This is a genomic window from Pseudomonas sp. A6, from assembly GCF_052367875.1.
In the GTDB taxonomy this organism is placed as follows: Bacteria; Pseudomonadota; Gammaproteobacteria; order Pseudomonadales; family Pseudomonadaceae; genus Pseudomonas; species Pseudomonas citronellolis.
Map to the genome: position 1 here is coordinate 3,723,681 of NZ_CP198970.1, position 23,678 is coordinate 3,747,358.

The following is a 23,678-nucleotide window of genomic DNA, read 5'->3' on the forward strand; positions in this document are numbered from 1 at the left end:
AGTCGGGCCGCTTGGCTCCGCGTCGATTTCAATTCTGTAATGAACTCGCCGCCGCGAGGTTTCATTTCTGCATTGCCACGGCTCAAGTGCGGAGGCGGCGCCAGAGCGTGGTCCGGCTGATGCCAAGTTGCCGGGCGGCCTCGTCCATGTCCCCGTTGCATGCTTCGAGCACCTTGCGCGCGTGGGCGATTTCGCTGGCCTTGCCGACGCTCCGCAGGTCCAACTGCGGAGCGTCGGCGGATGGCGGGGAGGAGGGGCACAGGCTGTCTTCGAGCAACTCGGGGAACAAGGTGGACAATGCGACGCTGCTGGCGCCCATCGCCTGGGCGGAAAGTGCCGCGCGCTCCACCAGGTTTTCCAGTTCGCGAATGTTGCCGGGCCAACGGTAAGCCTGAAGGTATGGCATCAGTTCATCCAGAACCGCTTGCCCGGCAAGAATGTGTTCCGGCGCGAGCGAAAGCTTGCGCAGGATCGAGCCGGCCAGCAGTTGGATGTCTTCCGGGCGCTCCCTGAGAGGAGGGACGGCGAGGCGAAGAATGTTCAGCCGGTAATAGAGGTCTTCGCGAAAGCGGCCATCGGCCACCCGGGCCCGCAGGTCGCAATGGGTCGCGGCTACGATGCGGATATCCACGGGCGTGGGCTCCGAGGCGCCGAGACGCAGGACCTCTCGTTCCTGCAGCACACGCAACAAGCGGGTTTGCAGGGTCACCGGCATATCGCCGATTTCATCCAGGAACAGGGTCCCAGTGTGCGCGGCCTCGATCAGGCCGGACTTCCCGCCCTTGCGAGAGCCGGTGAACGCGCCCTCTTCGTAGCCGAACAGTTCGCTTTCCAATAGCGTCTCCGGAAAGGCTGCGCAGTTGATCGCCACGAAGGGCCCCGGTTGTCGGGGGCTCGCATTGTGCAGGCTTTGTGCGAGCAACTCCTTTCCGGTCCCGCTTTCGCCGGTGATCAGCACGGTGGAGTCCGTACCGGCGTAGCGCCGAGCCAGTTCCAGCACCGTGCGAAACCCCGGCGCCTGGCCGAGTAGCTGATCAAAGCGATATCGAGCGGTGAATTGCCGGGGGCGGGCCTGGCTGCGGATTCTCCGGTCCGCGCGCTGGATCGTGTTCGTTTCCTGGCAGGAGACCACCACGCCATTCGCTTTGCCATGTTCGATGATCGGCGTGACGTTGGCTGCCAGCACCCGCCCACCGGCGCGAATGATCCGGCTTTCGTCGCTTTCGCCCTGGCCGATGGCAAGGCTGATGTCCAGGTCGGGCATGACTTCGGCGAATGGGCGTTCCTGCGCCCATTCGATGGTGACGCCGAGCATCTGTGCCATCCGGGGATTCAGTGACTGGACGATACCCTTGGCATCCACGGCGATCACGCCGTCGTTGAGGTTTCGCAGCACGGCGTTCAGCCACTGTTGCTGGATGAGGGCCTGGGACCTGCTGCGGCAGATCGCCAGGGCCTCATCGAGCGCTCTCTTCACGGCGTCTTCGTTCAATGCCAGGACGCCCTGGGCGCCGGCCGCCTCTGCGATTTCGACAGCGGTCGAGGAGCCGACGATCACCCGATAACCCTCATCGACCAGCCGGCGAATCTGTTCCTGGACTTCATTCAGGTTGGTGTAGGTGGCCTGGCGCACGTCGACGGTGAACAGCGAGGCCATGGCGTCGATTTCCGGGTGGCCCCGCTGGAAGCTGACGATGCCGACTTTCGTCGCCCGCGCCTTGGCGATGTCCAGCGCCCGGATCAGATCGTATTCGCCCATGCGAATCGACAGGATCGCGGTGGAGATATGTCGCCGGAGGTAATCTGCGGTTGCGCCCGAACAGATGATGATGTCGACATCCTGCCGGCCTTCCAGGGCCTTGCCGATCTGGCGCAGCTCATCGATGGTCGTTTCGACGATCTCCACGTGGGCCCGCTGGCTGTAGAGGGGCACGACCTTCTCGACGATGCGGGACATGCTGTTGGGGCCATGGGGAGTGCGGAGATGGTTGATGAGGGCGACGATGCGGGGTAGGTAATGCTGCTCTGTGGCCATGGGGAGTCTCGTGCAATTCATTTTCCAACCTGCAATCAAGGTTTCAGAATTGCAACGAACAATCCAGCAGGGAAGACTCCTTATCAATCGCGCGAATTCATAAGCATCTGATTTTTAATAGGAAAATATAGATTTTCTGCAGCTGGAACGGCTCTTGCTCTGCCTCTTGCACGTCACAAACCAGAGCAAGCTTTATCCATGCATAGCCCTTCAGCCCCCAACTCCGATCTTCCCCGAATCGATGTCCCCTCGGCTCTGGCGCCCTTGGCAGCCCGCCTGGCCTGCCAGTTTGCCTACGAGCATGTCGAAATCGAATCCTGCGAACGGCTCTCCGGCGGTGCCATCCAGGAAAACTGGTTACTGAGCGCCAGCGTCCTGGTGCATGGGGAACCGATCGAGAAGCGCTGGGTGTTGCGTACGGATGCGCCGTCAACGGTTGCCGTCAGCATGGGGCGAGCCCAGGAGTTCGCCGTATTGCAGGCGGTACACCAGGCCGGCGTCACGGTACCGGACCCGCTTTGGCTATGCCGTGACCCCGGGATATTGGGGCGCGACTTCTTTCTCATGGCGGCCCTGGAGGGGACCGCCAGCGGCTTCCGGCTCACGACGGACAAGGCCCTCGAACCGGCGCGGAGAGACCTTTGCCGGGAGCTTGGTGCCAACCTTGCGTTGCTCCATGAAGTGAAGCCCGACCATGCTGAACTCGATTTCCTGCATGCGGCCGCCATCGATCCGATTCAGCGCGATATCGATCTCTACCGCCAATACCTCGATGAGTTGCCCATTGCCCACCCCGTCATCGAATGGGGTTTGCGCTGGTGCGAGCTGAACCGGCCGGACGCGCTTGCGCCAAGGCTGATTCATCGCGATTACCGCACTGGCAACTACATGGTGGACCAGGGGCGCCTGGTCGGCGTGCTGGACTGGGAGTTCGCGGGCTGGGGCGACCCCCGTGAGGACCTGGGCTGGTTCACCGCGCGCTGCTGGCGTTTCGCCCGGCCGGACCGGGAGGCCGGCGGCATCGGGCAACTGGACGATTTTCTCGAAGGGTATTCGAGTGTTTCGGGCTTGCGTCCGACGCTGGAAGAACTCCGGTTCTGGCAGCTGATGGCCCATGTCCGCTGGGCCTTGATCGCGCTGCAACAGGCGCAGCGGCATCTCACCGGACAGCAGCGCTCGCTGGAGCTGGCCCTGACCGGGCGGCTGATCCCGGAACTGGAATACGAGATCCTTTCTCTCACAGGAGCCCGGCCATGATTGCCCCGAATGCAGTGGATCTACTGGTAGCCGCCCGTGGCACCGTACTGGAAGCGTTGCTTCCCTCGCTGCCGAGCGAACTGCATTACCAATGCAGGATGGTTGCCAATGCGCTGGCGATCGCCGTCCGAGAGCTGGAGTTTGGAGAACAGGTCGCCGACCTGGAGAGCCACGCGCTGGATCATGTGCTGGAACCACAGGGCATTCCCCATCTGCCTCACGAGCGGGCCTTGGGCGCACTCGTGAAGCTGATCCGCCAGGGAGACTTCGACCGGCCGGGAGCCGGGCAGGCGAGCTTGCAGCAAGCGCTGACCGCGATCACCGAGGCCCGGCTGAGTGTCAGCAACCCCAAGGTCCTGAACCATGGCCGCTGAAGCCTTCGCCGGTGTGCGTCGACGCCGTTGCTACCTGGTCCGCCACGGGCATGTCGAGTATTTCGATGAGCAAGGCAAACCCCTGGACCCGCGCAATGTTCCGCTCTCGCAGAAAGGGGCGCAGCAGGCATGGGCGCTCGGCCAGGTGCTGCAGGATGCTCGCGTTGACAGGGCCCTGTGCTCCGATTACCCCCGTGCGAGGCAGACGCTCGAGCTGATATTGCCGGGCCATGGCGTACCCTTCGAGTCTCTGCCCGAACTACGCGAAATACGTGCCGGTCGCCTGCGCGAACTGGAGCGCGAGTCGCTGCCCGAGCAGGTGCTGGGCGCTTATCGGAATGCCGGTGCCGTGAATGCCCGCTTTCTCGGCGGAGAGCGCTGGGACGAATTCCAGTCACGCATCCTCGGCCTTTTCCAGAGTCTCATCCAGGACCCGTCATGGCAGAGCGTCCTGATCGTCAGCCACGACGCCGTCAACCGCGTGATCCTGAGCTGGGCCACCGGCCTGGGGCTCGGCGCGATCGCTGCGTTCGAACAGGACCCCGCGTGCCTGAACGTGCTGGACATCGATACCCGGGACGGCCAATTGCTCGGCGCCGTCATCCGTACGCTCAACTACACCCCCTATAGCCCTCACAAGGCAGGGATCCACGACACCGTTCTGGAAAACCTCTTCAGGGCTATCCAGCCGGAAAGCCTGACGGCCTGATCTTCCCGATGACAGGAACCATCCATGAATTTCTCCCTTCCCGAAGAGCTCCAATCCCTGCAGAAACGTGTGCGCGACTTTATCGCAGAAGAAGTCATTCCCATGGAGAACGATCCTCGCCAGAGCTCCCACGGCCCCTCGGATGAGCTGCGGCAAGCGTTGGTCGAGAGGGCACGTGCATGGGGGTTGCTGACCCCGCATGCCTCTGCCGAGATGGGCGGCCAGGGCTTGTCGCACGTCGCCAAGGCGGTTGTGTTCGAAGAGGCTGGCTACTCGCCGCTCGGTCCCACTGCAATGAATATCCATGCCCCCGACGAAGGCAACATCCACCTGATGGAGGTGGTCGCAACGCCGGCGCAAAAAGACCGTTGGCTGCGTCCGCTCGCGCAGGGCCACATCCGTTCCTGTTTCGCCATGACCGAACCCTCGCCTGGCGCAGGTTCGGATCCATCGATGCTGACCACCACCGCGGTTCGCGACGGCGACGATTTCATCATCAACGGCCACAAGTGGCTGATCACCGGCGCCGATGGTGCAGGCTTCGCCATCATCATGGCGCGTACCGAGGAGGGTCACGCGACCATGTTCCTCACCGATACCAACCGCCCGGGGTTCATTCTCGAGCGGATGATGGATTCGCTGGATAGCTGTTTCACCGGTGGCCATGCCGTCTTACGCTTCGAGAATCTGCGAGTCCCTGCCAGCGATGTGCTGGGTGAAGTAGGCAAGGGGTTTCGCTATGCCCAGGTTCGCTTGGCGCCTGCCCGGCTGACTCATTGCATGCGATGGCTGGGGCAAGCTCGCCGCGCCCATGAGGTTGCTTGCCGCTACGCCAGCCGAAGGGAGTCTTTCGGCAAGAAACTTGGCGAGCACCAGGGGGTTGGGTTCATGCTCGCCGACAACGAAATGGACCTGCTGACCACGCGCCTGGCCATCTGGCATTGCGCCTGGGTGCTGGACCAGGGGGAGCGGGGCAACGTTGAATCCAGCATGGCCAAGGTCATCAGCTCGGAGGGAATCTGGCGGGTCATCGACCGTAGCGTCCAGGTGCTGGGCGGGCAGGGCGTCACTAGCGAGGCCATCGTCGACCGGATCTTCCGTGACGCGCGAGCCTTCAGGATCTATGACGGCCCGAACGAAGTTCACCGCATGAGCCTGGCTCGCAAGATTCTGGATAGGGTGAGCGGAGGCGGGCGATGAACCAACTGTTCAACCTCAGCGGCAAACGCGCCCTGGTGACGGGGGCTTCCAGCGGGCTCGGCAGGCACTTCGCTCGAACCCTGGCGGTGGCTGGCGCACACGTGGCAGTCGCCGCGCGGCGACTCGATCGCCTTGACGCGTTTGTTCTCGAGTTGCGCGAGCAGGGACTGGAGGCAACGGCGTATGAGCTCGACGTCACCTCGCGCGAATCGGTCAATGCGTGCCTGGACAGCATCCAATGGGACCTGGCAGGGCTCGATATCGTCGTCAACAACGCCGGCGTCAGTAACACGAAGCGTGTCCTCGACTACGAGGACAGTGACTGGGATGCGGTACTGGATACCAATCTCAAGGGCGCCTGGGTCGTTGCGCAGGAGACGGCACGCAGGATGGTGGCTGCGGGGCGTGGCGGCAGCCTGATCAACATCACCTCGATTCTCGCCTCGCGTGTAGGCGGCGGGGTCGGGCCATACTGCGCGGCCAAGGCCGGTCTGAGTCACCTGACGCGCTCCATGGCCCTGGAGCTTGCCCGTCACCGCATCCGGATCAACGCGATAGCCCCGGGCTATGTGGTGACCGAACTGAACCAGGACTTTCTTGCCAGCGATGCAGGCGAACGCCTGAGAAAGCGCATTCCCTCCGGGCAGTTCTGTACCTACGAGGATCTGGACGGGGCGCTTCTGCTACTGGCTTCGGAGGCCGGCCGGAGCATGACCGGCGCGGAAATCGTTGTCGACGGTGGCCATTCCTGCTCTGCGCTCTAAGGCAGGCCTCCCTGCCAGCAATAGCTGTGGCAGGGAGGCGAGCCTGGATCATGACGGGGAACGAGCCGACCGCGATCGTCAGGCCTCGACGGTCAGGATGATCTTCCCGATGTGCTGACTGGCGTCCATCATTTCATGCGCCGCACGAGCCTGCGTGAGGCCGAAGGTCTTGCAAAGCAGGGGTTTGACTTCCCCCTTGCGTACATGGGGCCAGACCTGGCTCTCGAGCTCATCGATGATCGCCTTTTTCTCATCGTGGGTTCGGGAGCGCAGGGTCGAGCCGATATGTGTCAGGCGTTTCACCAGCATCTGGAAGTAATTGACGGTGGCCGCGGGCCCTTTGATCAGCCCGATCTGAACGATGCGGCCGTTCATGGCCGCTGCCTGGAAGTTTCGATCGACGTAGTCCCCGCCGATGATGTCGACCACCACGTCGACGCCTCGTCCCCCGGTCTCGCGCATGACCTCTTCCACGAAATCCTGCCGGGTGTAGTCGATGGGGTGATCCGAGCCCAGAGACCGGCTGGCGGCCTGCTGTTCCTCGTTCTTCACCGTGGTGAAGATCTGCGAGGCACCGAAAGCTCTGGCCAGCATGGTGGCCGTTGTGCCGATTCCGGAAGCGCCGCCATGGATCAGCACCGATTCCCCGGCCTTGAACTGCCCTCTCTGGAACAGGTTGGTCCAGACGGTCATGAAGGTTTCCGGCAAGGCCGCCGCTTCTTCCAGACTCAAGCCTTCGGGCAGATGGAGAGTGGTGCGCTCGTCTGCAACGGCGTACTGGGCGTAGCCGCCACCGGGAACCAGGGCCATCACCTTGTCACCGATGGCGAAATTTCTTACCTCGGCGCCCAGCGCCACGATTTCGCCGGATATCTCGAGCCCGGGAATATCCGAGGCGCCAGGAGGCGGATCATAGAGACCTTTGCGCTGGAGGACGTCAGGCCCATTCACGCCGGCGGCATGCACCTTGATCAGCACTTCCCTTTCACTCGGACGAGGAGTGGGCCGCTGGACCGGGACCAGAACATCCGGCCCTCCCGGGCGGCTGATCTCAATGGCTGTCATATGGGAAGGAATGTTGGGCGCGTTCATATTGCGAACCTCGGTATAAGCATTGACGCAGCGTGGGAATGGCTGATCTGACCACGGGTCGTTGGGAGGGGGCGGAGCTGACGCTGGTCTGATCGGCCAGGAAAGAAGGGGAGCCAGGATATGTGCACCTGGCTCCCGGGCTTGTCAGCCGCGTATGAAGGCAAGCAGGTCGGCGTTGATCGTATCGGCCTGGGTGGTCGGCATCCCGTGGGGGAAGCCGGAGTAGGTCTTCAGCGTGCCGTTCCGGAGCAGCTTCGCCGAGAGCAGGCCAGAGTCCTCATAGGGGACGATCTGGTCGTCGTCGCCATGCATCACCAGGACCGGGATGGTGATTTTCTTCAGGTCCTCGGTGAAGTCCGTCTGCGAGAACGCGACTATGCCGTCGTAGTGGGCCTTGGCGCAGCCCATCATGCCCTGGCGCCACCAGTTCCAGATGATGCCTTCCGAGGGCTTCGCGCCTGGGCGGTTGTAGCCGTAGAAGGGGCCTGCGGGCACGTCGTAGTAGAACTGCGCGCGGTTGGCCGCGAGCTGGGCCTGCAGGTCGTCGAATACCTGCTTGGGCAGGCCGCCAGGATTGCTGTCGGTCTTCACCATCAGCGGCGGGACGGCGCTGATGATGGCGGCCTTGGAAACACGGTCCTCGCCATGGCGGGCGATGTAGTGGACGACTTCGCCGCCGCCGGTGGAGTGGCCGACGTGAACCGCGCCCCGGGTGCCGAGGTGATCGACGACCGCGGCCACGTCGTCGGCGTAGTGATCCATGTCGTGGCCGTCCCACACCTGGCTCGAACGCCCGTGCCCGCGGCGGTCGTGGGCGACGACGCGGAAGCCGTTGGCCAGGAAGAAGAGCATCTGGGCATCCCAGTCGTCGGCGCTCAGCGGCCAACCATGGTGGAAGTGGATTACCTGGGCGTCCCGCGGGCCCCAGTCTTTGTAGAAGATTTCAACCCCGTCCTTCGTGGTGACGTATCCCATGTTCGCATCTCCTGTGTGAGGTGGAGTTCGGCGACCAACGATGCGACACCGCGTGAACGCCCCATCGCTTGGCCGTCCAATCACTGTAGGTTTAAAGTAAGCTTTAAGGTCAACGCTTTTTTCGAGGGTGCTGCATGAGAATTGGAGAGCTGGCGAAGCTCAGTGGGCTGGCGCCTTCGCGCATTCGCTTCTACGAGGCCAGTGGCCTGATCAACTCGGTGGAGCGCAAGGCCAATGGCTACCGCGACTACGCGCCGGAGACGCTGGTGATCCTGGAGATCATCACCGGTGCCCAGAGCGCGGGCTTCTCGCTGGAGGAGATCCGCCCCTTGCTTCCGCTGAACGCCAGTGGCTGGCAGCATGGCGAGCTGCTGGAGGGCCTCAGGCGCAAGGTGGGCGAGATCGAGGTGCTGCAGAAGCGCCTGGAGCAGAACAAGGCACAGCTGCTGGTGGCCATCGAGGGCATCGAGAGCAAGCCGGAAGGGATGCAGTGCGCAGACAATACCCAGCGGGTGCTGGAGCGTCTGCGCCAAGAGGGCAGTGTGACAATGCGGCCCCGCAAACAGACCAAGGGCCGTAGCGCTTCCGTCGAATGAGCCCCGGCCCCGGAAAAGCCGGGCATGCTGCCTGGCTTCCATCGAAACGGCTTGTCGGGCCGACCAGTCCTTCCTTGCCGATCAGGCTGCTCAGCGGTTTGGGCGCATAAAGCGCGCGCTGGAACCCAGGAATGTATTCATGTTTACCCCTCGCGTGCCTTCAGGTGGGCGGGGGAAAGGCGTTCAACGGCTCCGGCGCGCGGGCTCGATAAGCCGTGTGAATGCAGGCAATAAGGCCAGGCTCCCTTGACCTTGAAGCTTGGTTGAACCTTAGAGTGATTGCGGCAGGCCTGTGTGGCCCGGCACCCGAACCATCTGCCAAGGCAATCATCGAGGAAGGTCAATGAACATGAGCAGGCGCTTCACTGAAGTCGAATTCGGATCGCAGAAGGTCGAGGTACTTGCCGGTGGCTACTACGACCGCTACCGAATGAACCCGAACCTCGACGAGGTCGCGCGCGACCCGGCAGCCGGCAACATCGATTTCTTCCGTAGAATCCCTAAGCAGCTGGTCGCCTCCAGGGTCGGGCCGACGTGGGCCCCGAATTTCTATTACCGCTCAAGCAGCATCCAGCTGCTTTTTCTCGCGCCCATCGACCGGCTGAAGGCGACCCTGCCGATGCCGCTGGAGCCGCTCCGCGCGTTGCCCGGCTACGGCCTGGTGGCGCTGACCTTCTTCTCGTACTCGGTTTGCGATAACGATCCCTACGACGAAGTATCCGTCGCCATCGTCATTCGCCGGCCCGGTAGCCGGAAGCCCCATGCCCTGGAGCTGCTCGATTCCATTCGGCGACGCAGCTTCGTCGCGCATGTACTGGCATTGCCCGTGACCACCGAGATTGCCAGGGTGCGCGGCGTGCACGGTTACCAACTGCCCAAGTGGCGTGCAGATATCGAGATGAACATCGGCACTGATGTGACCGCCCGCATAGCAGGGCCCAAGGGGCTGCCGGACCTGTCCCTGAACGCGCCTCTTCCAGTTCTACAGAACGTTCAGCCACAGTCGCGCATGGGAACCACGACCATGGTGCACCTGGTCGACGGCCAGTGGCATCAGACGCAGGTGCAGACCAACACCCTGTCCTTCGCCCAGCGCCTGCTGCCTAAGGAGGTGAATCTGGTGCGCAACGGCGGTCCGCTGAGCCAACTGCTCGATGGGTTGGGAGCTACCAAGGTGCTGCGCCTGGATGTGGTCAAGGACGCGCAGATCGTACTGAACCTGCCAACCGCGCTGAAGGTTTTCGACTAAAGCGGCGGATGAATGCCGCAGATATCACTTGCAGGTCGACCAGGTCTTGGCTGTCGCCTGTGTCGTGGCGCCTGGTAGCAACTGGCGCTGGAGCAGGGCAGGGGAGTCCTGCCCGGTGTGATGTTGGCGGTCCCGCAATCCCCCCCTCCAAGGTCCTCACTCCATGAGCATGAGAAAAAGCAGCTTCATCAGCCAGGGAGAGCGCTGCGCTGCAACGGTCTATCTCCCTGACGGCGCCAGTCGTTCCAACAAGGTTCCTGCCATCCTGCTGATGTATGGCTGGGGTGGCGTGCAGACTTCTTTCCTACCACCGTTCCGAGACCGATTCCTGCAATTGGGGTGTGCCGTGATGACCTTTGATTTCCGCTGCTGGGGGGAAAGCTCGGGGGAGCCGCGGCATGTGATTTCGGTACCCGACCGCATCGCGGATGCAGAAGCCGCTCTTCAGCACCTGTCCCTTCAGCCAGAAGTGGCTTGCGACTCGATCTTCCTGTGGGGGTCATCCCTGGGTGCAGGCATCGCTTTCACCGTAGGGGAGCGACATCCCGAGCTGAAAGGAATCATTGCTCAAGTGCCCATGCTCGATGGCAAGGCAGCGTCCCGCCGTACCCCATTGCGCTCACGAATTCGCATCCTGTTGCACGCGGTGCGGGATGTCTTCAGGGGAGGGAATCCACTGTACATACCCATCGTGGCCGATGAAGGTGGCTTCGCTACCATGACGCGAGATGGAGCCGCCGGCGCCAAGGCGGCGAGTGCCGAGCTGTATGGCCCGGGCGCACCGAACTACATCGCCGCACGCTCTGTCCTGACCATGCTGGGATATCGTCCAATCGACTCGATGCGCCGGATAGCCTCCCGCACCCTGGTCATTGGCGGCAGCCGCGATACGATCGCGCCATTCGATGAGCAGTCGGTACGAAATGCCGGCAACCCGGATGTGACGGTCGTCACCCTCGACAGCAACCATTTCGAACCCTATCTGGAGCCGCACCTGAGCAGGAACCTGGACATCCAGGCTGAGTTCTTGGTGTCCGTTCTGGGGGAGGGTGGCACCCAAGCTCCGCTGCTCGCATAGTTGCGCTGCGCTCTGGACCTACCGATCCAGAGCGCAGCGGACTTGCATCAGTGTTTCATCTGCCGGCTGGCGAGAAGGGTGACCACCGCTTTTGCCACTGCCTCTGCAGACTGAGGATTCTGGCCGGTAACCAGCCTGCCGTCCGTTACCACGTAGGGCGTGAAAGGCAGCCAGGCTTTCTGATACCGAGCGCCCTGAGCGACGAGCCGGTCTTCGAGGAAGAACGGCACCTGGCTCCTCATTCCCGACAGTAGCTCTTCGCGATTGGAGAAGCCGGTGACGGTCCTGTCCTTGATCAGAATGTTTCCCTTGTCGTCCTTTACACCCACCAACCCGGCCACACCGTGGCAGACCGCTGAAACGACGCCTCCCCGGGCATAGATTTTTTCGGCGGCGCGCTGAAGGTCCGGATTGTCCGGGAAGTCCCACATGACACCATGGCCGCCCGTGAAATAAATGGCACTGAACTGGTTCGGGTCGACATTGGCGACCGGTACCGTGTTGGCGAGGCGCAAGCGAAATGCCGGCGACTTCATGTGCTGCCGGGCCGACTCATCCATGTACAGCCACCCCATGCTGCGTTCGTCCAGCGGAGTCTTGCCGCCTTCGGGGCTGGCAAACACGGTGGAGTAGCCCGCGGCTTCGACGACATCGGTGAAATGCGTCAGCTCGGTCAGCCAAAGTCCCGTTGTGTCGGCCCTGGACGGATAGCGGGAGTGATTGGTAACGATCACGAGGATTTGTCGATTGTCTGTCACTGCGCCAGCCGGGGTTGGCTCCGCATTGCTCAATGAAACAAACATTCCGGCCAGAGCCGCCACAGCAACGGAAAAAATAGTCTTCAGCCTCATCCTCAATTCCTTCAATGCTCGCTTTCAACAGCGCGCAAGCATGTTCACCTTCAACCTCGATTGAAGGTCAAGCCTGTCCGGGCGCTATCCAATCCTCCGAGTGGGTGGGTGGGGTATGGGAGGGGCCTGGCTTGACATTGAAGTTTACTTCAAGGTTACGGTGTTGCAGGCGCCAATCCCGGCCCTCGATGACGGTGCTCGTCGAGTTGCCCCTGTCCCATGGGCAGGTCATTTAGGCTCTGGAACATTAACGAATCAGGAACGATGTCATGAGTGCGCAAAACAGTATGCCTGCAGCGATGCGCTGGATGATCTACGGTGCGAATGGGTACACCGGGGAGCTGATTGCCCGCGAGGCCGCTCGGCGAGGGCTCAAGCCGGTGCTGGCCGGCCGGAGCCGGGAACGTGTCGAGGCGCTGGCACGCGAGCTTGGTCTGCAGGCCCGTGCGTTCGGGCTTGACGATGCCTCAGCGCTGGCCGGGCAGATCCAGGGGCACTCGCTGGTGCTGAACTGTGCGGGCCCGTTCTCGGCCACCGCCGCGCCCATGATGGAAGCCTGTTTGCGCGCTGGCGCGCACTACCTGGATATTACCGGCGAGATCGCCGTGTTCGAGCTGGCGCAGTCGTTGAATGGCCGTGCGCAGCAAGCCGGTGTGGTGCTTTGCCCCGGCGTGGGCTTCGACGTCATCCCGACGGACTGCGTTGCCGCTGCGCTGAAGGCGGCGCTGCCCGACGCCACGCATCTGGCGCTGGGGTTCGATTCGCGCTCGGGCTTCTCGCCCGGCACTGCCAAGACCTCGGTCGAAGGCCTGGCGCAGGGTGGCAAGGTGCGCCGCGACGGCCGGATAGTCAGCGTGCCGCTGGCCTACAAGGTGCGCCGGATCGATTTCGGCGACGGCGAGAAGGAGGCGATGACAATTCCCTGGGGCGACGTATCCACCGCCTACCACACCACCGGCATCCCCAATATCGAAGTGTTCATTCCCGGCTCACAGCGCATGATCGCCAGCGCCAGGCGCGCCAACTATATCCGGCCGTTGCTGGGAATAGGCTGGGTGCAAAGGCTGATCAAGGCGCGCATCGCCAGGACGGTGAAGGGCCCCAGCGAGGAAAAACGCGCACTGCAGCCCACCTTCGTCTGGGGCGAGGCCATCAATGCACGGGGTGAAAGGAAAACTGCGCGCATCCGCACTGCGAACGGCTACAGCCTGACCATCACCGGTTCGCTGACGGTGGTCGAATACCTGATGACGCACCAACCCGCCGGCGGCGCTTACACGCCGGCGAAGCTGGTCGGTGCCGACCTGGTGAGCCAACTGCCGGAGTCAGGTCCCCTGCGGATTGATTAGCGCGTTCAAGTTCCGTTACGTCGCTCGAATCAATTGAGCTTCACTATCCAGCGCAGGGGAAGAAACCGTATGAAAGCCCCAAGAAATGCCCATGGCCATGCAGGAACATAGGCTGTTGCGGGCTTTCGCTCGATAGCGGCCACCAAGGCTCGACATCCAGTTTCTTCGTCGACCTCGAAGGGGAGCCGCTTTGCGCCCGCATTGAGCTCGGTGCGAATGTAGCCAGGGAAGATCGTGCTGACGCGGATGGGTGTCGAAAGCAGCTCTGCGCGGATGCCTTCGGTCAGGTGGGCGAGGGCGGCCTTGCTCGCGGCATAGGTGGTCAGATGCTTGGGAAGCCCCCGCACTGCGCTCATGGAGGATATAGTGACCAGGTGGCCGAAGTTCTGTTGGCGAAAGATTTCTACAGCCGCCTCGCATTGAGCCAGTGCCGCAATGAAGTTGGTTTCGGCAGTCCGCCGGTTGATGTCGAAGTGCCCCGTTCCAATGCGACGCCCCTCACCGACTCCCGCATTCACGACGATGCGATCGATGTGCCCGAAGAGTTGTTGAAACTCTCGGAAGACTTGAAAGACATCGGCATGGTTGTTCACGTCCAGAGCACGCAATTCAATCCTGACATCGTAGCGTGCGATCAATTCTCGCCGTAGATCCTCAAGCCGATCGACTCGTCTCGCGCACAGCGCCAGGTTGTAGCCACGCGCTGCGAACCCCCTGGCCATACCAGCCCCAAGTCCAGAACTGGCACCGGTTATAACGACGTTCTTGGCGTCGGTGTTCATTTGATTCCCTCATGGAGAAAAGGGGGAGGATAGTAAGCACCTTTCCCCTATAGACATGGAGCACATCGCGCAGGAGGCTACAGTCATGGCGGTCTTTCCTGGCTTAGCTGCGGCCAGAGTCGGCCAGGATCCGAGTGAGCCCCTGGCGATAAGTCGTGACCTTGAAATCGGGGAAACGCTGCTTGTACTTAGAGGAGTCGAACAGGTTGTCGTGCTCGTACCGCGGCAGCAGCTCCCGCAATTCACGGACCTGCTTGGATATCAGGCCAACGGCCGTCAGTGTCCATTTGCCGAGAACCTTGTAGGCAGGCTCCCGGCCAAAGATCTCGGACGCCAGGGCGACGAATTGCTTGTAGGTGAGGCGGTCGTCGTCGCAGGGCAGGTGCCAGGTCTGCCCGAACGTGTCCGATGCGTTCCCCAGGGCGGCCAGCGCCCGGCTTGCATCCGGGGACCAGATGAGCGTGCGTTTGGTATCGTCCCGCACGGGCACGCGGGGCGTCTTGCCGGCCCTGATGTTGTCGATGACCAGGGTGTTGGTGATGCTCTGCGTCTTGCCGGGCCCATAGAACTCAGGGGCACGGCCAATCACCACCGGGATGTCCCCTCGCTGCATCTCCTGCAGCACCATGGATGCCATCTGCGCGCGCACCCGGCCCTTGCGGCCGACGGGCTCGAACGGAGCGCTCTCGGTCAGCACGCGGTCATCCTGCGGATACATGTAGGTGTTGTCGAAATAGACGAACTTGGCCTTGGCCGTGCGCGTTGCATCGAGCGAGTTGCGCAGCATCACCGGGAACTGCGTTTCCCACAGTTGGGTATCCGGCGGTAGACCAGCCGTGAAGTAGACGATGCTGCTGCCCTTGACCGCCTTGGCTGCCTGATCGGCATCAAGCAGATCGGCCGCCACCAGAGCGTCGGAGTCGTTGATTTTGAGGGGCTTACGGCTGACGAGCCTTATGTCGTCCGTGTAGGTACGGCGCAGTTCTCGGGCCAACTCCATGGCGATCTGGCCGGTTGCTCCTAGAACGGTTTGCATGATGTTTCCTTGAACTGTGAATGAAGATCAATCTGCCAACTGCCTGGCCCTGGGCCGTCACGTATGCCGGGACGTCCGGCGCGAAGCCCATCTGTCGCAGCCTTTCGTACGTCGGCACTGTTCAGCGATGGTTTTTACAGCAGGGCTTTTATGCGCACCCTAAGATTGAAGCTGGCTTTAAGGTCAAGGTCATGCTTCCAGCTATTCGAGGGAGGGATGTGCGGAGATGACTGGTGTGAATATCGGTACCACCTAACTCTGGCTATCGCCTCGGCTCTCAGGCCGGTGATCGCCACAACCTGGAGGTCTTGGGCTGGTACACCTTCTTGCTGCGCCACTTCGCCAAGCCGTTCTTGCCGTTCAAATTCCCAGGCAGCGGGTAGGGGGTTTTAGCTTCGAAGGTCGTCCCGGACAGTACGCGAAAGGCAGACACAGGTTTATGGACGGCAGCGATCATCTGTATGCCTGCGAGTTCGGCCGGCTCGCGAGTGAGCTAATGGCCGCAACCCCGACTGCAACGGGCATTCCACCTTTAAGGAATGGAATTCCACTTATTTGAGGCTCCTGAGATGAACGGCGGGAAGCTCCGCACTCAGTTGCAGGAAATTGAGCTCAGGGAAGCGTTCGAAACTTCTTTAGCTACCAGAGAGCGAGGAGGCGAGATCCGAGCCAAATAGTTTCAAATTCGAGCAGTCGCAAGCAAGCCAGGGTTGGCTCAGGGATTCATGGGCAGATATCTAATTTAACATAATATACATTATGCGAAGTCATGGGTAAGCGCAGCTGCAGATGGCCCTTGCAGAATTCACCAGGGAAAACCGCTCGTTTGCCCGCTTCGGCATCTTCCCCGAGTCGATCCGTCGATCTGCCGTGGCAGCTCCGCTCGATCGGCATTCATGTCCGCACCTGGCCTCGCTCCCGGTTACGAACCGACTTCGTATTCCCAGTCCGCCGATCTGAAGCTCGATCTCTCGGTTGTCGGTTCACCGCAGACTCGGCGCTCGATCATTCCACGTTTCCCCAAACGGATTCGCAGGCAACCCATTCGACGCTGCCAACACCAACACCAACGCGACGCTACGTGAAATCTGCGAACCTCGCGGCCAATCCTCGTCACGCTTTTCACGTAAACGCAGCAGCTATTCGTGCAACGTACGACGCTCATGCGCCGGACTGCACCTGCAGCGATCCATGCGGCACCAGCTTTTGAGCCGGCGCATTCATCGATTCGGCCCCAGGCCCAAGGCTGGACCTGGCACCAATTCTCCAGGCCTTGAGCCAATCGGCTCAGATGCGCTCGCGTGCCTTGCGCCAGTCAATCTGAAACGTCCATGGACGACGGAACGACGCTTGCGAGAAATCCATCGGCAGCCCTCGACCTTTGCGGCCTAAGCTGTCTAGAATGCGTCTTGCCGAGCCTTCGGCTTGTCGCTTCTCGCCCTGCCGGGCCAACTCCTTAGCGCGCAAGCAATATCCGATAACAGCCAGACCTGGATATTGCACGGCACCCCGGCGCGACCGCCGTTTTTCCATTTCCAGCCTTCACGATGCCGCAATCGCCACAGCCGCTGTTCGAGACCTTCGCGCGTTTCCATGAACTGAATTTCATGCAGCTGAGCGAAGAACTGCCCGCGGTGCGCGACTACCTGCAGGCGTTCGCTGAAGACCTGCGGGCCATCGAGGGCTACTTCGCCGTGCGGGGCTTCCTCAAGTCCTATGGCGGCAATGAGGCCACCTATACCTCCTATCGCACCCACGTCGAGCGCCTGCTGCTGTGGGCCCTGCTGGTGGCCGGCAAGCCGCTGCTCGACCTGCGCCGGCGCGATGCCGAGGCCTTCATGGAGTTCTGCCTCAACCCGCCTGCCGAATGGGTCGGCCCGGTCGTCAAGTCGCGCTTCGTGCGTGTTGGCGGCCGCAAGCAGCTGGAGTCCGACAGCCATGTGCTGAACCCCGCCTGGCGCCCCTTCAGCAGCACCCTGGCCAAGCGCGAGCGCAAGCTCGCCACGGAAGCCATGAGCCCCCTGCCCTCGCGGCCGTACCGCATGTCTCAGGGCTCGGTGGCGCAGGTGTTCGCCGTGTGCGGCAGCTTCTTCCAGCACGCCATGGACGAGGGGCTGACCGAGGTGAACCCGTTCCGCGCGGTGAAGCAGAAGTCCGTCTACAAGCAGCGCAACACCCTGAACGTGGCCTCGCGTTCGCTGACGCAACTGCAATGGAGCTACGTCATCGAGACGGCCGAACTGATGGCCGCCGAGGACGCCAGCCACGAGCGCACGCTGTTCATCGTGGCCACGTTGTTCGCCATGTACCTGCGCATCTCCGACCTGATCGGCCGCGACAACTGGACGCCGAGCATGGGCGACTTCCGCCGCGATACCACCGGCAACTGGTGGTTCCACGTGGTCGGCAAGGGCAACAAGGCCGCGCGCATCAGCGTGCGCGACGACTACGTGCACGGCTACCTGGCCCGCTACCGCCGCCACCTGGGCCTGCCTCCCCTGCCCTCGCCCCAGGAACGGACGCCGCTGATCGGCACCCTCAAGGGCCGCGCCGGGTTATCCGACCGCCATGTGCGGCTGCTCCTGCAGGCGCTGTTCGACCGCGCGCTGCAACGCATGGCGGCCGAAGGCTGGAGCGACGACGAAGTGGACCAGCTGCGCTCGGTCTCGCTGCACTGGCTGCGCCACACCTCGGCCACCTTCGACGCGCCGCTGCGCGACATGAAGGACCTGCAGGCCGACCTGCGCCACAACAGCCTGAGCACCACGCAGAACACCTACTACAACTCGCTGGACGAACAGCGCGCGCATTCGGTGAAGGGGCTGAAAATCAAGCGCTGATATCCAGGAAAAGCACTCCCCGAACTTTCAAGCGCGGGCGCACCACTCTTACCGTTGAACACCCGCTAATACTCCGGTGCAACCAGGGCCTGATCAGCCTGGTCAGCCTCAACGTCCCCAAGGGATCCGCGCGCCATGCCTGACTGAACTCTGACCAAACCCTGCCCCACCCAGGCTCACTCATCTCGCCTGAGGAACTCCCGAGGCCACCGCCCTCATGGCTATTGCGAGATGCCATCAGAAAAATATAATAAGATCGATTATCAATTGCACATGGTGCCCCAGTGTCCAGTCTTGGCCGTTCCCAGCTTGCGGAGTGCGATCTGCACAAGCTTTACACCGAGCATCATGGCTGGCTCCAGGGTTGGCTGCGGGGCAAGACCGGCTGTTCCCAGCGCGCCGCCGACCTGGCCCAGGACACCTTTCTCAGAGTCCTGCTGGCGCGTGCCCGTGGCGCAGCGGTTTACCTCGACCAGCCACGCGCCTACCTCACCACCATCGCTCGCGGGCTGGTCATCGACCACTGGCGCCGGCAACAGCTGGAGCAGGCCTGGTTGGAAGTGGTCGCACAGTTACCGGAAGCGGAAGCGCCGTCGCCGGAAACCCACCTGCTCATGCTGGAAAGCCTGATACGCATCGACCGCCTGCTCGACCGGCTCAAGCCCAAGGTTCGCCAGGCCTTCATCTGGGCCCAACTGGAGGGCCTGACCTGTCCGCAGATCGCCCAGCGCCTGGAGGTATCCCTGGCCACCGTCGAGCGCTACCTGGCTACCGCCCTGCGCGCCTGCTACGCCCTGCATTTCGAGGAGTGAGGCAATGAGCGCGCCCGCTCCCCTGTCCAACCGGACCATCGACGACGCTATCGGCTGGGCGGTGAAGCTTCAGTTCGGCGAACCCAGCGAGGAAACCCTCTCGGCTTTTCAGGCATGGCATGCCAGCAACACCGAGCATGCCTTGGCCTGGCAACGCGTGCAGTCGCTGGGCGAGGATTTCCGGCGGGTCTCCCCGCAACTCACCCGGCAGGTGCTGGAGAAGCTGCCCGCCACCAGCCTGAACCGACGCCAGGCGCTCAAGTTGCTGATGCTGCTGGGCGCCAGCGCGGCGCCGGCCTGGCTGGCCTATCGCGAGGCACCCTGGCAACGACTGCTGGCCGAGTACAGCACCGCCACCGGCGAGGTGCGCCACATCGAGTTGGCCGATGGCTCCCGCCTGGTGCTCAACACCGACACCGCCATCAGCACGCGCTTCAGTGCCACCGAACGGCGCGTGATACTGCGCCGTGGCGAACTGCTGGTCAGTACCGCTACCGATACCTCCAGCCCGCGGCGGCCGTTCCGCGTGGAGACGCCCTTCGGCCTGCTGCAGGCGATGGATTCGCGGTTCTGCGTGCGCCTGTACCCGGACTGCGCGTGGGTCAGCGTCGGCCATGGCGAGCTCAGCCTGTTGCCGGCGAACGGGGCGCCGCCGCGCCAGGCGCAAACGGGGCAGGACTGGTGGCTACGCGCGACACGGGCCGAGCCGGCGCCGGCCAGGCCCTTCGCCGAAGGCGCCTGGGCCGAGGGCATCCTGGCAGCACGCGACATGCGGCTGGTCGAGTTCCTCGACGAGCTGGGGCGCTACCGGGTCGGCCGCCTGGCCTGTGACCCACGGATCGCCGAGTTGCGCATCAGCGGCAACTACCAGCTCGCCGACACCGACCAGACGCTGCGTTTCCTGGCCCGCACCCACGGCTTGCAGCTCAGCTACCGCACGCGTTTCTGGGTCAACATCAGCCCGGCTTGAGCGCCCTTGCGAGGTTCTTGAAATTTTTTTGAGGGGATTGGCGATCTGCTTCGGTAGAGACAGTGACATCCACTCCTTGCCGAGAGCCGTTGCATGAACGCCTTCCGCAGTCTGCCAGCCTTCTGCCCGCCAGCCAGCGTGGCACGTGGCGCCCGTTCCCTCCGTTTTGCGCTGCACCTGGCCATGGCCGCAGCGCCCCTGGCCGGGCTCCAGGCCGCCCCGCTGTCGAGTGAAAGCGTGCGCGCCTACGACATTCCCGCGGGCTCGCTGGACAACGTAATGACCCGCTTCGCCCACGAGTCGGGCGTCAACATCGCTTTCGCCGCACACCAGCTCGATGGCCTCGCCAGCCCGGGCCTGCACGGCCGCTTCGACGCTACCCAGGCGCTGGCCCGGTTGCTGGCCGGCAGCGGTCTGGTAGCCCAGGCTCAACCTGGCGGCGGGTTCCTCCTGCGCCGTGGCGACGACCAGGCCCTGGCCTTGCCTGACGCCACCGTAACCGCCCAGCGCGAATCGGCCTGGGGCCCGGTGCAGGGCTATAGCGCCAAGCGCAGCGCCACCGGAACCAAGACCGATGCTGCCCTGCTGGACACCCCGCAATCGATCTCGGTCGTCGGTCGCCAGCAACTGGACCGGCAGAACGTGCAGAGCGTCCGCCAGGCCCTGCGCTACGTGCCCGGCGTACTCCCCGAATACCGCGGAACCGGTGGCAGCCGCTACGACACCATCCTCTACCGCGGCTTCGGCGGCGGCGTGAACTACGACTACGGCTACCTCGACGGCATGCGCCTGCTGGGTAGCAACTACGCGGTCCCGCAGGTCGACCCCTACTTGCTGGAGCGCGTCGAGGTGCTGCGCGGTCCCTCGTCGGTGCTGTACGGCCAGGCCACTCCGGGCGGCATGGTCAACCTGGTGAGCAAGCGCCCAAGCACCGAGGCCGCCCACGAGGTGGAACTCCAGGTGGGTAGCCATGACCGCTACCAACTGGGCCTGGACAGCACCGGCGCGCTGGACGACGAGGGCCGCCTGGCCTACCGCGTCATTGCGCTCAAGCGCACCGCCGACAGCCAGGTCGACCATTCCCGCGAGGAACGCCTGGCCCTGGCGCCGTCGCTGACCTGGCAGCCCGACGAAGACACCCGCCTGACCTTGCAGGCGCTCTACCAGGATGATCCGGACGGCGGCTACTACGGTTTCCTGCCCTACCAGGGCACGGTCAAGCCGCTGGCCAGCGGCCGGTTGTCCACGCACTTCTTCGATGGCGACGCCGACTTCGATCGCTTCCGCCGTACCCAGCAGTCCCTCGGCTACCTCTTCGAGCATCGTTTCGACGAGGTCTGGAGCGTGCGCCAGAACTTCCGCTACATGCACATGGACACCGACTACCGCAGCGTCTTCACCGCCGGGGTGAACACGGCCCAGCAGTTGCTCACCCGCCGCGCCATGTTCGACGAGGACCAGCTCGACGCCTACACCCTGGACAACCAGCTGCAGGCCGACTTCGCCACCGGCGCGCTGCGTCACACGGCCCTGCTCGGCGTCGATTACCAGCACCTGAGTTCCCGCGAACAGCAGGGCCTGGCCAGCGCCCCATCGCTGAGCGTGACGGCCCCCGACTACCACCAGGGCATCGGCAAGCCGGCGGAAACCCTGCGCACACGCCAGGTCCAGGAGCAGACCGGGCTCTACCTGCAGGACCAGATGCACCTGGGCAATTGGTCGCTGCTGCTGGGCGGCCGCGAGGACGTGGCCTCCACCGATACCGACGACCGTCGCAACGACCAGTCCACCCACCAGGGCGACCGTGCCTTCACCTGGCGCAGCGGCCTGGTCTACCAGTTCGACAGTGGCCTGGCTCCCTACGTCAGCTATTCGCGCTCGTTCCAGCCCACCGCCGGCACCGATTACCAGGGCGGCGCCTTCCAGCCGAGCAAGGGCGAGCAGTACGAGGCCGGCGTGAAGTACCAGCCGCCGAAGCAGAACGGCTTCGTCACCCTGGCGGTGTACCAGTTGACCCAGCAGAACGTGCTCACCTCCGATGCCGATCACCCCAACTTCAGCACCCAGACCGGTGAGGCGCGCTCGCGTGGCGTGGAATTGGAAGGGCATCTGGAGCCGACCCGGTCGCTCAGCCTGATCGGTGCCTACACCTACCTGGACAACGAGGTCACCCACAGCAACGACGGCAACGAAGGCAAGCGCATCACCTACATCCCGCAACACATGGCCTCGCTGTGGGCCGACTACAGCTTCCACGGCGGCGCACTGGATCGCTTCGGTGTCAACGCCGGGGTGCGCTACATCGGCACCAGCTACGCCGACGCGCTGAACACCCTCAAGGTGCCCGCCTACACCCTGCTGGACGTTGGCGCGCACTACGACCTGGCAGCACTGGACCCGAGCCTGGCCGGCTGGCAGGTGGAAACCACGGTGAACAACCTGGCGGACAAGGAGTACGTCTCGGCCTGCGCTACCGCCACCAAGTGCTTCTGGGGCGGCCGGCGCAGCGTGCTGGCCAGCGTGAAATACAGCTGGTGAGCCCGCGCGCATGTCGCTGAAACACTGGCTATGGTTGCATCGTTGGTCCAGCCTGGTCTGCACCCTGTTCCTGCTGTTGCTGTGCCTGACCGGGCTACCGCTGGTTTTCCAAGAAGAGATCGAGCATGCGTTGCAACCAGCAATCGACCAGTCGCCCGGGGCGGAACCTCTGCCCCTGGAGCGACTGGTCGCCCTCGGCCAGGCCCGGGCGCCCGGCCTGGTGCTGCGCTACCTGATCTGGGATCACCGGGTGCCAGAACGGATCAAGCTGAATTTCGACCAGGCCCTCGACACACCGCGTGGCAACAGCCGCATCTTCACCCTGGATGCCTACAGCGGTGCGCAACTGCACGATGACAATGCGCTACTGGAGTTCATTCTCGATCTGCACACCGACCTGCTCGCCGGCTTGCCGGGCAGCCTGCTGCTCGGCTTCATGGGCTTGCTGCTGGCGGTGTCGCTGGTCAGCGGCTGCGTGGTCTACGCGCCCTTCATGCGTCGCCTGGGCTTCGCCGAAATGCATCGCCACAGGAATGCGCGCCTACGCTGGCTGGGCTGGCATAACCTGCTGGGCATCGTCAGCCTGGTCTGGTTGCTGGTGGTGGGGTTGACCGGCGTGCTCAATACCCTGGCCATTCCGCTGTTTCAGCACTGGCAGAGCGATCAACTGGCGCAACTGGTGGCGCCATACCGGGGCCAGCCGCGCGTCGCCGACCCCGTCCCGCCCGGCATGGCGCTAGGTGTCGCCGCACAGGCGCTGCCGGGCAGCCAGCCGGAATTCCTGGCCATGCCCGGCACCTTCTTCAGCAGCCCGCAGCACTATGCGGTGTTCATGCGCGGGCGCACGCCGCTGACCTCGGAGATTCTCCAGCCGGTGCTGGTCGAGGCGCGCAGCGGCAAGCTCAGCGCCGTCGCCGAGCCGCGCTGGTACATAGTCGCGCTGGAACTCTCGCGCCCCCTGCACTTCGGCAACTACGGCGGCCTGCCGCTGAAGCTCATCTGGGCGGCATTCGACATCGTCGCCATCGTCGTGCTCGGCAGCGGCGTCTACCTGTGGCTGGCCCGCCAGGGCGGCAAGCGAGGGCTTCGCGGTGCCGGGAACCTCCCGCCGCGGCTCCCCTAGAGATGTCCGCAAAAGGCCGCCCATGCCGCCTTGCGGGGAGCACCTGGG

At 63.4% G+C, this 23,678-nt stretch carries 20 protein-coding genes; 14 read left to right on the forward strand and 6 right to left on the reverse strand.

The genetic code is table 11. The features are described from left to right. Window positions 1-82: 82 nt before the first annotated feature. Window positions 83-2,035: a propionate catabolism operon regulatory protein PrpR gene (prpR, locus tag ACTWJ5_RS16630; protein ID WP_083426835.1), complete on the reverse strand. Its 1,953-nt coding sequence runs from the start codon at window positions 2,033-2,035 to the stop codon at window positions 83-85. A gap of 198 nt (window positions 2,036-2,233) precedes the next feature. Between prpR and ACTWJ5_RS16635 the strand changes: the two genes are divergently transcribed. From ACTWJ5_RS16635 to ACTWJ5_RS16655, 5 genes are read left to right on the forward strand one after another with little or no spacing between them, the layout of a single operon-like run. After that, the gene (locus tag ACTWJ5_RS16635; protein WP_116424529.1) at window positions 2,234-3,292 is read left to right on the forward strand and encodes a phosphotransferase family protein; all 1,059 of its coding nucleotides are present in this window, start codon (window positions 2,234-2,236) and stop codon (window positions 3,290-3,292) included. Beyond that, the gene (locus ACTWJ5_RS16640) at window positions 3,289-3,666 is read left to right on the forward strand and encodes a DUF6285 domain-containing protein (protein ID WP_261745860.1); all 378 of its coding nucleotides are present in this window, start codon (window positions 3,289-3,291) and stop codon (window positions 3,664-3,666) included. The genes ACTWJ5_RS16635 and ACTWJ5_RS16640 overlap by 4 nt, the downstream gene beginning before the upstream one ends. Then, on the forward strand, window positions 3,656-4,375 hold the full coding sequence (locus ACTWJ5_RS16645; RefSeq protein ID WP_249920106.1) for a histidine phosphatase family protein: 720 nt from the start codon (window positions 3,656-3,658) through the stop codon (window positions 4,373-4,375). The genes ACTWJ5_RS16640 and ACTWJ5_RS16645 overlap by 11 nt, the downstream gene beginning before the upstream one ends. A 24-nt stretch (window positions 4,376-4,399) precedes the next feature. After that, a complete protein-coding gene (locus tag ACTWJ5_RS16650) occupies window positions 4,400-5,575 on the forward strand; it encodes an acyl-CoA dehydrogenase family protein (RefSeq protein ID WP_074983798.1) in 1,176 nt (391 codons plus the stop codon). After that, window positions 5,572-6,339 carry an SDR family NAD(P)-dependent oxidoreductase gene (locus tag ACTWJ5_RS16655; protein WP_444436107.1) on the forward strand — a complete coding sequence of 256 codons (768 nt, stop codon included), beginning with the start codon at window positions 5,572-5,574 and terminating at the stop codon, window positions 6,337-6,339. Before ACTWJ5_RS16650 ends, ACTWJ5_RS16655 begins: the two co-directional genes overlap by 4 nt. Before the next feature lie 78 nt (window positions 6,340-6,417). On the opposite strand, the gene ACTWJ5_RS16660 is transcribed toward ACTWJ5_RS16655, so the two are convergent. Together ACTWJ5_RS16660 and ACTWJ5_RS16665 are read right to left on the reverse strand one after the other, a co-directional pair. Next, window positions 6,418-7,404 (reverse strand): NAD(P)H-quinone oxidoreductase, encoded by a 987-nt coding sequence (locus ACTWJ5_RS16660; RefSeq protein WP_074983795.1) that lies wholly within the window; start codon window positions 7,402-7,404, stop codon window positions 6,418-6,420. Window positions 7,405-7,575: 171 nt separating this feature from the next. Further along, window positions 7,576-8,406: an alpha/beta fold hydrolase gene (locus ACTWJ5_RS16665; protein WP_249920108.1), complete on the reverse strand. Its 831-nt coding sequence runs from the start codon at window positions 8,404-8,406 to the stop codon at window positions 7,576-7,578. A gap of 134 nt (window positions 8,407-8,540) precedes the next feature. Between ACTWJ5_RS16665 and ACTWJ5_RS16670 the strand changes: the two genes are divergently transcribed. The 3 genes from ACTWJ5_RS16670 (at window position 8,541) to ACTWJ5_RS16680 (ending at window position 11,329) form a co-directional block, all read left to right on the forward strand. Next, complete coding sequence (locus ACTWJ5_RS16670) at window positions 8,541-9,002, forward strand: MerR family transcriptional regulator (RefSeq protein WP_074983790.1); 462 nt, start codon at window positions 8,541-8,543, stop codon at window positions 9,000-9,002. A gap of 343 nt (window positions 9,003-9,345) precedes the next feature. Further along, entirely contained in the window at window positions 9,346-10,251 is a 906-nt protein-coding gene (locus ACTWJ5_RS16675) for an acetoacetate decarboxylase (protein ID WP_249920109.1), read from the forward strand. A gap of 163 nt (window positions 10,252-10,414) precedes the next feature. Further along, complete coding sequence (locus tag ACTWJ5_RS16680) at window positions 10,415-11,329, forward strand: alpha/beta hydrolase (RefSeq protein WP_256515301.1); 915 nt, start codon at window positions 10,415-10,417, stop codon at window positions 11,327-11,329. 47 nt (window positions 11,330-11,376) lie between these two features. Here the strand turns inward: ACTWJ5_RS16680 and ACTWJ5_RS16685 are convergent, their stop codons facing one another. Further along, window positions 11,377-12,132, reverse strand: coding sequence for a type 1 glutamine amidotransferase domain-containing protein (locus ACTWJ5_RS16685; protein ID WP_444439608.1), 756 nt, complete (start codon window positions 12,130-12,132; stop codon window positions 11,377-11,379). A 317-nt stretch (window positions 12,133-12,449) separates the two neighbouring features. Here ACTWJ5_RS16685 and ACTWJ5_RS16690 point away from each other — a divergent pair, with 317 nt between their 5' ends. Then, entirely contained in the window at window positions 12,450-13,529 is a 1,080-nt protein-coding gene (locus ACTWJ5_RS16690; protein WP_444436108.1) for a saccharopine dehydrogenase family protein, read from the forward strand. Between the two features lie 29 nt (window positions 13,530-13,558). Here the strand turns inward: ACTWJ5_RS16690 and ACTWJ5_RS16695 are convergent, their stop codons facing one another. Together ACTWJ5_RS16695 and ACTWJ5_RS16700 are read right to left on the reverse strand one after the other, a co-directional pair. Then, on the reverse strand, window positions 13,559-14,311 hold the full coding sequence (locus ACTWJ5_RS16695; RefSeq protein ID WP_444436109.1) for an SDR family oxidoreductase: 753 nt from the start codon (window positions 14,309-14,311) through the stop codon (window positions 13,559-13,561). Window positions 14,312-14,414: 103 nt separating this feature from the next. Next, window positions 14,415-15,347 carry an NAD-dependent epimerase/dehydratase family protein gene (locus ACTWJ5_RS16700; protein WP_444436110.1) on the reverse strand — a complete coding sequence of 311 codons (933 nt, stop codon included), beginning with the start codon at window positions 15,345-15,347 and terminating at the stop codon, window positions 14,415-14,417. A 1,547-nt stretch (window positions 15,348-16,894) separates the two neighbouring features. Here ACTWJ5_RS16700 and ACTWJ5_RS16705 point away from each other — a divergent pair. The 5 genes from ACTWJ5_RS16705 (at window position 16,895) to ACTWJ5_RS16725 (ending at window position 23,630) form a co-directional block, all read left to right on the forward strand. Then, window positions 16,895-18,187: a tyrosine-type recombinase/integrase gene (locus tag ACTWJ5_RS16705; protein WP_181926010.1), complete on the forward strand. Its 1,293-nt coding sequence runs from the start codon at window positions 16,895-16,897 to the stop codon at window positions 18,185-18,187. 284 nt (window positions 18,188-18,471) lie between these two features. After that, complete coding sequence (locus tag ACTWJ5_RS16710) at window positions 18,472-18,999, forward strand: sigma-70 family RNA polymerase sigma factor (protein WP_074983776.1); 528 nt, start codon at window positions 18,472-18,474, stop codon at window positions 18,997-18,999. 4 nt (window positions 19,000-19,003) lie between these two features. After that, window positions 19,004-19,969 (forward strand): FecR domain-containing protein, encoded by a 966-nt coding sequence (locus ACTWJ5_RS16715; RefSeq protein ID WP_444436111.1) that lies wholly within the window; start codon window positions 19,004-19,006, stop codon window positions 19,967-19,969. A gap of 93 nt (window positions 19,970-20,062) precedes the next feature. Beyond that, window positions 20,063-22,507 carry a TonB-dependent siderophore receptor gene (locus ACTWJ5_RS16720; RefSeq protein ID WP_444436113.1) on the forward strand — a complete coding sequence of 815 codons (2,445 nt, stop codon included), beginning with the start codon at window positions 20,063-20,065 and terminating at the stop codon, window positions 22,505-22,507. A gap of 10 nt (window positions 22,508-22,517) precedes the next feature. Next, window positions 22,518-23,630, forward strand: coding sequence for a PepSY-associated TM helix domain-containing protein (locus tag ACTWJ5_RS16725; RefSeq protein ID WP_444436114.1), 1,113 nt, complete (start codon window positions 22,518-22,520; stop codon window positions 23,628-23,630). The last annotated feature ends 48 nt before the right edge of the window (window positions 23,631-23,678 follow it).

Coding starts and splice junctions, on each gene's coding strand:
- ACTWJ5_RS16635 (WP_116424529.1), top strand. CDS start 2,234: ATGCATAGCCCTTCAGCCCCCAACTCCGATCTTCCCCGAATCGATGTC.
- ACTWJ5_RS16715 (WP_444436111.1), top strand. CDS start 19,004: ATGAGCGCGCCCGCTCCCCTGTCCAACCGGACCATCGACGACGCTATC.
- ACTWJ5_RS16695 (WP_444436109.1), bottom strand. CDS start 14,311: ATGAACACCGACGCCAAGAACGTCGTTATAACCGGTGCCAGTTCTGGA.
- ACTWJ5_RS16665 (WP_249920108.1), bottom strand. CDS start 8,406: ATGGGATACGTCACCACGAAGGACGGGGTTGAAATCTTCTACAAAGAC.
- ACTWJ5_RS16645 (WP_249920106.1), top strand. CDS start 3,656: ATGGCCGCTGAAGCCTTCGCCGGTGTGCGTCGACGCCGTTGCTACCTG.
- ACTWJ5_RS16705 (WP_181926010.1), top strand. CDS start 16,895: ATGCCGCAATCGCCACAGCCGCTGTTCGAGACCTTCGCGCGTTTCCAT.
- ACTWJ5_RS16670 (WP_074983790.1), top strand. CDS start 8,541: ATGAGAATTGGAGAGCTGGCGAAGCTCAGTGGGCTGGCGCCTTCGCGC.
- ACTWJ5_RS16655 (WP_444436107.1), top strand. CDS start 5,572: ATGAACCAACTGTTCAACCTCAGCGGCAAACGCGCCCTGGTGACGGGG.
- ACTWJ5_RS16680 (WP_256515301.1), top strand. CDS start 10,415: ATGAGCATGAGAAAAAGCAGCTTCATCAGCCAGGGAGAGCGCTGCGCT.
- ACTWJ5_RS16640 (WP_261745860.1), top strand. CDS start 3,289: ATGATTGCCCCGAATGCAGTGGATCTACTGGTAGCCGCCCGTGGCACC.
- ACTWJ5_RS16650 (WP_074983798.1), top strand. CDS start 4,400: ATGAATTTCTCCCTTCCCGAAGAGCTCCAATCCCTGCAGAAACGTGTG.
- ACTWJ5_RS16720 (WP_444436113.1), top strand. CDS start 20,063: ATGAACGCCTTCCGCAGTCTGCCAGCCTTCTGCCCGCCAGCCAGCGTG.
- prpR (WP_083426835.1), bottom strand. CDS start 2,035: ATGGCCACAGAGCAGCATTACCTACCCCGCATCGTCGCCCTCATCAAC.
- ACTWJ5_RS16675 (WP_249920109.1), top strand. CDS start 9,346: ATGAACATGAGCAGGCGCTTCACTGAAGTCGAATTCGGATCGCAGAAG.
- ACTWJ5_RS16725 (WP_444436114.1), top strand. CDS start 22,518: ATGTCGCTGAAACACTGGCTATGGTTGCATCGTTGGTCCAGCCTGGTC.
- ACTWJ5_RS16660 (WP_074983795.1), bottom strand. CDS start 7,404: ATGACAGCCATTGAGATCAGCCGCCCGGGAGGGCCGGATGTTCTGGTC.
- ACTWJ5_RS16700 (WP_444436110.1), bottom strand. CDS start 15,347: ATGCAAACCGTTCTAGGAGCAACCGGCCAGATCGCCATGGAGTTGGCC.
- ACTWJ5_RS16685 (WP_444439608.1), bottom strand. CDS start 12,132: ATGTTTGTTTCATTGAGCAATGCGGAGCCAACCCCGGCTGGCGCAGTG.
- ACTWJ5_RS16690 (WP_444436108.1), top strand. CDS start 12,450: ATGAGTGCGCAAAACAGTATGCCTGCAGCGATGCGCTGGATGATCTAC.